General features: G+C 70.7%; 9 protein-coding genes. All 9 read right to left on the reverse strand.

What is annotated here, in order from left to right:
* Positions 1-118 precede the first annotated feature (118 nt).
* Complete coding sequence (gene lgt / locus G6045_RS37685) at positions 119-1,120, reverse strand: prolipoprotein diacylglyceryl transferase (protein ID WP_165336746.1); 1,002 nt, start codon at positions 1,118-1,120, stop codon at positions 119-121.
* A 126-nt stretch (positions 1,121-1,246) separates the two neighbouring features.
* Entirely contained in the window at positions 1,247-2,023 is a 777-nt protein-coding gene (locus G6045_RS37690; protein ID WP_328708052.1) for a thioredoxin domain-containing protein, read from the reverse strand.
* 79 nt (positions 2,024-2,102) lie between these two features.
* Positions 2,103-2,921, reverse strand: coding sequence for a tryptophan synthase subunit alpha (gene trpA, locus G6045_RS37695; RefSeq protein ID WP_165336748.1), 819 nt, complete (start codon positions 2,919-2,921; stop codon positions 2,103-2,105).
* Entirely contained in the window at positions 2,918-4,189 is a 1,272-nt protein-coding gene (gene trpB, locus G6045_RS37700; protein ID WP_165336749.1) for a tryptophan synthase subunit beta, read from the reverse strand. Before trpB ends, trpA begins: the two co-directional genes overlap by 4 nt.
* Before the next feature lie 282 nt (positions 4,190-4,471).
* Positions 4,472-5,281 (reverse strand): indole-3-glycerol phosphate synthase TrpC, encoded by an 810-nt coding sequence (gene trpC / locus G6045_RS37705; RefSeq protein WP_165336750.1) that lies wholly within the window; start codon positions 5,279-5,281, stop codon positions 4,472-4,474.
* 192 nt (positions 5,282-5,473) lie between these two features.
* Positions 5,474-5,947 (reverse strand): DUF2752 domain-containing protein, encoded by a 474-nt coding sequence (locus G6045_RS37710; protein ID WP_165336751.1) that lies wholly within the window; start codon positions 5,945-5,947, stop codon positions 5,474-5,476.
* 106 nt (positions 5,948-6,053) lie between these two features.
* Positions 6,054-6,272: an HGxxPAAW family protein gene (locus G6045_RS37715; RefSeq protein ID WP_165336752.1), complete on the reverse strand. Its 219-nt coding sequence runs from the start codon at positions 6,270-6,272 to the stop codon at positions 6,054-6,056.
* A gap of 190 nt (positions 6,273-6,462) precedes the next feature.
* The gene (locus tag G6045_RS37720; protein WP_165336753.1) at positions 6,463-7,092 is read right to left on the reverse strand and encodes a TIGR02234 family membrane protein; all 630 of its coding nucleotides are present in this window, start codon (positions 7,090-7,092) and stop codon (positions 6,463-6,465) included.
* Between the two features lie 7 nt (positions 7,093-7,099).
* On the reverse strand, positions 7,100-7,753 hold a 654-nt coding region (locus G6045_RS37725; RefSeq protein ID WP_206344705.1), incomplete at its 5' end, for a chorismate-binding protein.

A 7,753-nucleotide genomic window follows, 5' to 3' on the forward strand; every position in this document is an offset into this window, starting at 1 on the left:
GAAGTTCGGATGCAGGGGGCCCGGGGCGAAGCCCCCGGTTTCGGGAAGGGGCGGGTAGGGGAAAGCAAAAGGCCGCCGAACCCAACGGGTCCGGCGGCCTACAGCCCAAGCCAAGCACTCAGCCCTTGTTGGCCGACCCAGCCTCATCCTTGACGTCTGCGTCCGCAGAGGCCCCGGCGTCCTTGGACAGCTCGACCTTGTCGGAGTCGGAGTCGGAGTCGGAGTCCGAGTCGGAGTCCGAGTCCGAGTCCGAGTCCGAACCGGCCGCGGCGTCCGCATCCGAGGACGCACCGTCCCGGTCCGGCTCCACCACTTCCTCGCGCCCCGGCCGCATCCGCGCCGACACCACCATGTAGACGACGGCGAGGACGAAGACGACGATCGACGTCCACACGTTGAACCGCAGCCCGAGCACATCGTTGAGCTGGACGTCGTCCACGCGCATGTACTCGATCCAGCCGCGGCCCACGCAGTACGCGGCGACGTACAGCGCGAACGCCCGGCCGTGACCGAGCTTGAAGCGACGGTCGGCCCAGATGACGAGCAGCGCGACCCCGATGCACCACAGGGACTCGTAGAGGAACGTCGGGTGGTACGTGCCCGGCACGCGCCCGCCGTCCGAGCGCGTGATCTCCAGCGCCCAGGGCAGGTCGGTCGAGCGCCCGTACAGCTCCTGGTTGAACCAGTTGCCCCAGCGGCCGATCGCCTGCGCGATGGCGATGGCGGGGGCGAGGGCGTCGGCCCAGGCCGGCAGCGGGATGCCACGGCGCCGGCAGCCGATCCAGGCGCCGAGTCCGCCGAGGGCGATGGCGCCCCAGATACCGAGGCCGCCCTCCCAGATCTTGAACGCGTCCACCCAGTTACGGCCCTCACCGAAGTAGAGGTCGTTGTCGGTGATCACGTGATAGAGGCGGCCGCCGACGAGGCCGAAGGGCACGGCCCACACGGCGATGTCCGCCACCGTGCCGGGTTTGCCGCCGCGGGCGACCCAGCGCTTGCCGCCGATCCATACGGCGACGAAGACACCGATGATGATGGCGAAGGCGTAGCCGCGCAGAGGAAGGCCGAAGAGGTCGAGTTCACCCTTCGACGGGCTGGGGATCGATGCAAGGATTTCCATGGCGGGGTCGACGCTACCCTGCCGACTCCCGTGCGCGGCAATCCACCCGGCCTAACGGCCTGATAACGGGTGCGGCCCCGTCCCGACGGGACAGGGCCGCGAAGACGGCTCCGTACTACTTCGCCACTACTTCGCCGCGTCCTCCACCTTCTTCTTCAGCTGCTCGGGCGTCAGCGGGTTCTTCTGGTCCGCGAAGATGTTCTTGCCGTCGAGCAGGACGGTCGGCGTGCCGGTGAACTTGCCGTCGCGGAAGGCGTCGTTGGACTTGTTCACCCAGCTCACGTGCTTGCCGTCCTCGACGCAGCTCTTGAAGTCGGCGGAGTCGAGACCGTCGACCTCCTTCGCCAGCTCGAGCAGCCGGGCGTCCTTGCCGAACGCGTCGTCCGTCTCCGGCGGCTGGTTCTTGTAGAGCACGTCGTGGTACGGCGTGAACTTCCCGGCGTCCTGGGCGCAGGCCGCGGCGTTCGCCGCGTTCACCGAGCCCGTGCCGCCCATGTTCCCGTCGATGATCGTCGCCAGGCGGTACTCGACCTTGAGCTGCCCCTTCTCGGTGAGCTCATGGATGGTCGGGCTGTACTGCGTCTCGAAGGAGGCGCAGGCCGGGCAGCGGAAGTCCTCCCAGATGGTGAGCGTGGACTTGGCGCTGTCCTTGCCCACCGGGATCGTCAGACTGTCCTTGCCGCTCGCGCCGGAAGGCGGCACCACAGGACCGGACGCGTCCTTCTTGTCACCGCCCGCATTGGCCGCGATCACTCCGGCGATCGCGGCCAGGCCAAGGACGCCGACCACGGCGGCGGTCACGATCAGCGCACGTCGGCGCTTGTCGCGGGCCTTCTGCTGTTCCCGCTCCTGTGCCAGCCGGTCGCGGGCGGCACGCTTTCCCTCACGGTTCTTCTCGCTCACATTCCGCAAACGAACCGGGGAGGCACGAGCGTGCCTCCCCGGTTCGATGTCCACCCGTATGGATGAGCAACTTCCGCGATCAGCTCGCCCGGGTGCGTACGCCTCGAGCCAGCTCACCCGCGAGTCGGCGTACGGCCTCTACACCCGCCGCCTCGTCCTCGGCGTCGAGCATCAGCTTGACGAAGGCCGAGCCGACGATCACGCCGTCCGCGAACTGGGCGACTTCCGCGGCCTGTTCGGCGTTGGAGACGCCGAGGCCGACGCAGACCGGCAGGTCGGTCGTGGCCTTCGTACGGCGCACCAGGTCCTCGGCCGCCTCGCCCACCGACTCGCGCGTCCCGGTCACGCCCATCAAGGAGGCCGCGTAGACGAAGCCGGAGCCCACCGTGGTGATCTCCTTGAGGCGCGCGTCCTTGCTGCTGGGCGCGACCACGAAGACCGTGGCGAGGTCGTGCTTGGCGGCGTGCTCCCTCCACAGCGCGGACTCCTGGACCGGCAGATCGGGCAGGATGCAGCCCGCGCCGCCGGCCTCGGCGAGCTCGGCGGTGAAACGCTCGACGCCGTAGCGGTCGACCGGATTCCAGTACGTCATGACGAGGACGGGCTTGCCGGTCGCCTCAAACGCCTCGCGGACCGTGCGCATCACGTCGGCGATCTTCAGGCCGCTCTTCAGCGCGATGTCGTCGGCGGTCTGGATGACCGGGCCGTCGAGCACCGGGTCGCTGTAGGGAAGGCCGACCTCGACGATGTCCGCGCCGCCGTCGAAGGCGGCCTTGACCGCGTCGATCCCGCCGTCGACGGACGGGAATCCGGCGGGCAGATAGGCGATGAGCGCCGACCGGCCTTCGGCCTTGGTCGCGGCGAGGGCCGCACTCAACAGCTCGATGTTCCCGCTCACTTGGCGTCCCCCGCCTGCTCGTCGTAGTAGCCGAAGTACCGCGCGGCCGTGTCCATGTCCTTGTCGCCGCGGCCGGACAGATTGACGACCATAAGGCCGTCCTCGCCCAGCTCCCGGCCGACCCGGAGCGCACCCGCCAGGGCGTGCGCGCTCTCGATGGCCGGGATGATGCCCTCGGTCTGCGAGAGCAGCCGCAGCGCCTGCATCGCCTCGTCGTCGGTGACCGGGATGTACTCGGCGCGCCCCGAGTCCTTCAGATACGCGTGTTCGGCGCCGATACCCGGGTAGTCGAGGCCGGCCGAGATCGAGTACGGCTCGATGATCTGGCCTTCCTCGTCCTGGATCACGTACGAGCGCGAGCCGTGGAGGATGCCGGGGTCGCCCGCGGTGAGCGTGGCCGCGTGCTCGCCGGAGTCGACGCCGTGGCCGCCGGCCTCGCAGCCGATGAGCCGTACGTCGGCGTCGTCGAGGAAGGCGTGGAAGAGGCCGATCGCGTTGGAGCCCCCGCCGACGCAGGCGATGGCCGCGTCGGGCAGGCGTCCCGCGCGCTCCAGGATTTGGCGGCGTGCCTCGACGCCGATGACGCGCTGGAAGTCGCGCACCATCGCCGGGAACGGGTGCGGACCCGCGGCCGTACCGAACAGGTAGTGGGTGTCCTCGACGTTGGCGACCCAGGCGCGGAAGGCCTCGTTCACCGCGTCCTTGAGCGTGCGCGACCCGGACTTCACGGCGATGACCTCGGCGCCGAGCATCCGCATGCGGGCGACGTTCAGGGCCTGGCGCTGGGTGTCGATCTCGCCCATGTAGATGGTGCATTCGAGGCCGAAGAGCGCACAGGCGGTGGCGGTGGCGACACCGTGCTGGCCCGCGCCGGTCTCGGCGATCACCTTGGGCTTGCCCATGCGCTTGGTGAGCAGGGCCTGGCCGAGCACATTGTTGATCTTGTGCGAGCCGGTGTGGTTGAGGTCCTCGCGCTTGAGGAAGACCCGGCCGCCGCCCGCGTGCGACGCGAAGCGCGGCACCTCGGTCAGGGCGCTCGGGCGGCCCGTGTAGTTGACGAGCAGTTCGCTGAGTTCGCGGGCGAACTCGGGGTCCTGCTTGGCCTTCTCGAACTCGACGGCCACCTCGTCCACGGCGGCGACGAGCGCCTCCGGGATGAACTTGCCGCCGAACTTGCCGAAGTAGCCCTCGGGAGTGGGGACTTGCCCCTCGGGCTCAGGGATGAAGAATGCGCCGATCTCGCGAGATCCGCTGTTTTCGCTGGGCATGACGAGATGCTCCTACGTCGGGGCGCGCTCGCCCCGGATGTCGGGTTTGCGATGGTCAGGGTAGACGGGATCGCCCGACCGCGCCGCCACCTCCTCAGAGAGGTACGGCCTTACGCGGTTACGGGCGGACAGTCCGCCCGCGCCATCGCATCCCGTTGATCTGACCCGGCTCGGCCCCGATCACGTAGCGCACCCGCCGCCCGTGCACCCGACGCGCAGGCGCCCGGCAGCCGCGCGGGCGGCAACCGGGTGCGAGACGTCGGGCAATGGGCATCGGAGGGGTCAGCCCCGTCCGTGGCGCAGGGCCGGGTGGGCGCCGGCGGCGACCAGGTCGACCACGGCGGACCGCGGGTCCTTGCCGGTGACCAGGGACTCGCCGACGAGCACGGCGTCGGCGCCGTCGTTGGCGTACGCGATCAGGTCGTGCGGACCGCGGACGCCGGACTCGGCGATCTTGACGATGTGGTCGGGGATCTCGGGGGCGACGCGCGAGAAGGTGTCGCGGTCGACCTTGAGGGTCTTCAGATCGCGGGCGTTCACGCCGATGATCTTCGCGCCGGCCTCCACCGCACGCTCGACCTCGTCCTCGTCGTGCACCTCGACGAGCGGCGTGAGTCCGATGGACTCGGCCCGCTCGATCAGCGAGACCAGCGCCTCCTGGTCCAGGGCGGCGACGATCAGGAGCACCATGTCGGCCCCGTACGCGCGGGCCTCCCACAGCTGGTACGCGGTGACGATGAAGTCCTTGCGCAGGACCGGGATGTCCACCTTGGCGCGGACGGCCTCCAGGTCCGCGAGCGAGCCGCCGAAGCGGCGCTCCTCGGTGAGCACGGAGATGACGGCGGCGCCGCCCGCCTCGTAGTCGGCGGCGAGCCCGGCCGGGTCGGCGATCGCGGCGAGCGCGCCCTTGGACGGGCTGGAGCGCTTGACCTCGCAGATCACCTTGACGCTGTCGCCGCGCAGGGCAGCGACCCCGTCCTTCGCCTGGGGGGCCTTCGCCGCACGCTCCTTGAGCTCGTCGAGGCTGACGCGCGCCTGCCGTTCGGCGAGGTCCTCGCGGACGCCTTCGATGATCTCGTCGAGCACACTCACGCGAGTGGTCCCCTTCCATTGCGGCGGACATGACGGCGGTCGCCCGTCCGGTCGGTCCGGGCGGATGCCCCCCGGTCGATGAAACGGTGTTCCGGGGGCCACTGCGATGGTATCCGCAGAAGGGCGAAGGCCCCGCATCCGGTTGACGGCGGTCCCACTACCTGGACGTTTGCGTCCCTGGCCGCGGGCGGTTCATGGGTGCAGGAAAGATCCGAACGGCAGATTCCGTACGACGGTGAAGACGGCGAGCAACCCGCCGAACGCCCATGCGTACGACGAGCGGATCGTGAACCCGGAGGGCCCGCCGCGCCAGGCGCGCCGCACCCACAGGACCCAGACGAACGCGGCGACGACGAAGCCGATCACGGCCATGACGTTCGCGCCGAGCGCGGCCGGCAGATCGCCGTGGACGAAGGCGTGCACGCAGCGAAGACCGCCGCAGCCCGGGCAGTACAGACCGGTCGCGGCGAGCAGTGGGCAGGTCGGGTAGTGGCCGGACTCGTTGGGGTCGACGGCACCGACATACGCGACGGCCGCGGCGGTGGCGCCGAGCGCGGCCACCGGTACGAGCAGCCGCCGCGCACGCGACGCTCCTGTACGGGGTGCGGCGGTCTGCGGGGCCCACTGCTGCGGTCCTGGCGGCTGCGCGGTGCGTTCTGCGGTCACCCCCGCATTCTGCCCCGCCCCGGGCCCGCGCGCCCGGTCAGCGAACGCGACGGTGGGGCGGACCGTTCCGAAGAAGGTCACGCCCCACCGCCGTACGAGAAAGTGCTCAGCCCTCGTTCACCAGGATCTGGCGCTTGGGCTTCTGCCCCATGCCCGCGGCGCGCATGGCACCACCGATCACACCGCCCGCGGCGATGACGATCATGCCGGCCCAGAAACCGATCGGGCTGTCCAGCACCATGAAGGCGCCGGCGACGCAGAAACCGACGAACGCGATGATCGAACCGACCCAGGCAGCCGGGGTGTGTCCGTGGTCATGGGCCATGACGTGCTCCTTGTTTCGTGCCCCTGGGGGTCCCCCTGCTCGAAGAGCATCGGGGGAGGTTGGTCCCGCGGAAGAATCTCGAACGCTTGGCTTCATTGTCGCGCATGGCGGGGCGCGAACTGCGCGCGGCCCCGCGGTTGGTGTCGCGCCGCCGGCTCGGAGTCCCGGTGCCGGTGGCGCCGGTGCGTCGCTAGCCGGTCGGGTCCTCGCCGCGGTCGAGGGCCTTCCACAGGTCCTCGGGGCGGTCCGGGTCGACCTTCTGCTGACGGGTACGAGGGCCGGAACCCCGCTCGTAGCGGCCGCCCATCGTGGGCCAGCGGGAGCCGAAGCGCAGCGCGAGCAGGCCCGCGAGCAGCAGCAGCGCACCGCCCGCGCAGGCGACGTACGGCCAGACGCTGTGCGAGACGGCGGCGATCTGCGCGGTGGCGTCGCCGGTGGTGCTCGCGGCCTTCTCGTCGAGCGCGGAGGTGTCGGAGGCGCCGAGCAGCGCGGCGGCCACGATGCCGGCGCCGCTCAGGGCGAGCAGCAGCGAGACCAGGGTGCGGCCGCTGCGGCGTACGGCGAACACGGCGACCAGGGCAGCGAGGCCCACTATCGCGAGCGCCGCGGGCACTCCGGTCACATCGCTGCCTGTGGCGGTCTGGTGCAGCGCGCCGCCGACGGTCCGCGCCTCGCCCTCGGCCCACGGCTGACGCGAGGCGAGCAGCGTGACGGTCGCGCCGAGCGCGCCGAGCAGCAGGGCGGCGGCCAGGCTGCGGCGGCCGCCGGAGGTCTTGGCCTCGGCGTCCGGGGAGGTACGTGCCTTCGGTACAGCAGTCACGTGTCCACTATCCCTCACCGGCCGCCGAACCGTTCAGCCGGTTGGCCGTGTGCACCGCGCGCAGCACCGCGGCCGCCTTGTTCCGGCACTCCGTGTCCTCGGCGACGGGGTCCGAATCGGCGACGACACCGGCTCCGGCCTGCACGTATGCGACACCGTCCCGGATCAGGGCCGTACGGATGGCGATCGCCGTGTCCGAGTCGCCCGCGAAGTCGAGATAGCCGACGCAGCCGCCGTACAGGCCGCGGCGCGAGGGTTCCAGTTCGTCGATGATCTGCATCGCGCGCGGCTTGGGCGCGCCCGAGAGGGTGCCCGCGGGGAAGCAGGCGGTCAGCACGTCGTACGCGGTACGTCCTTCGGCGACGCGGCCCGTGACCGTCGAGACGATGTGCATGACGTGCGAGTAGCGCTCGATGGACATGAAGTCGACGACCTCGACGGAGCCGGGCTCGCAGACCCGGCCCAGGTCATTGCGGCCGAGGTCGACCAGCATGAGGTGCTCGGCGCGCTCCTTGGCGTCGGCGAGCAGTTCATCGGCGAGCGCCTGGTCCTCCTGCGGGGTGGCGCCGCGCGGCCGCGTACCGGCGATGGGGTGGACCATCGCGCGGCCGTCCTCGACCTTGACCAGAGCCTCGGGGCTGGAGCCCACGATGTCGAAGGC

Source organism: Streptomyces mesophilus, from assembly GCF_011044995.1.
GTDB classification, from domain to species: Bacteria; Actinomycetota; Actinomycetes; order Streptomycetales; family Streptomycetaceae; genus Streptomyces; species Streptomyces mesophilus.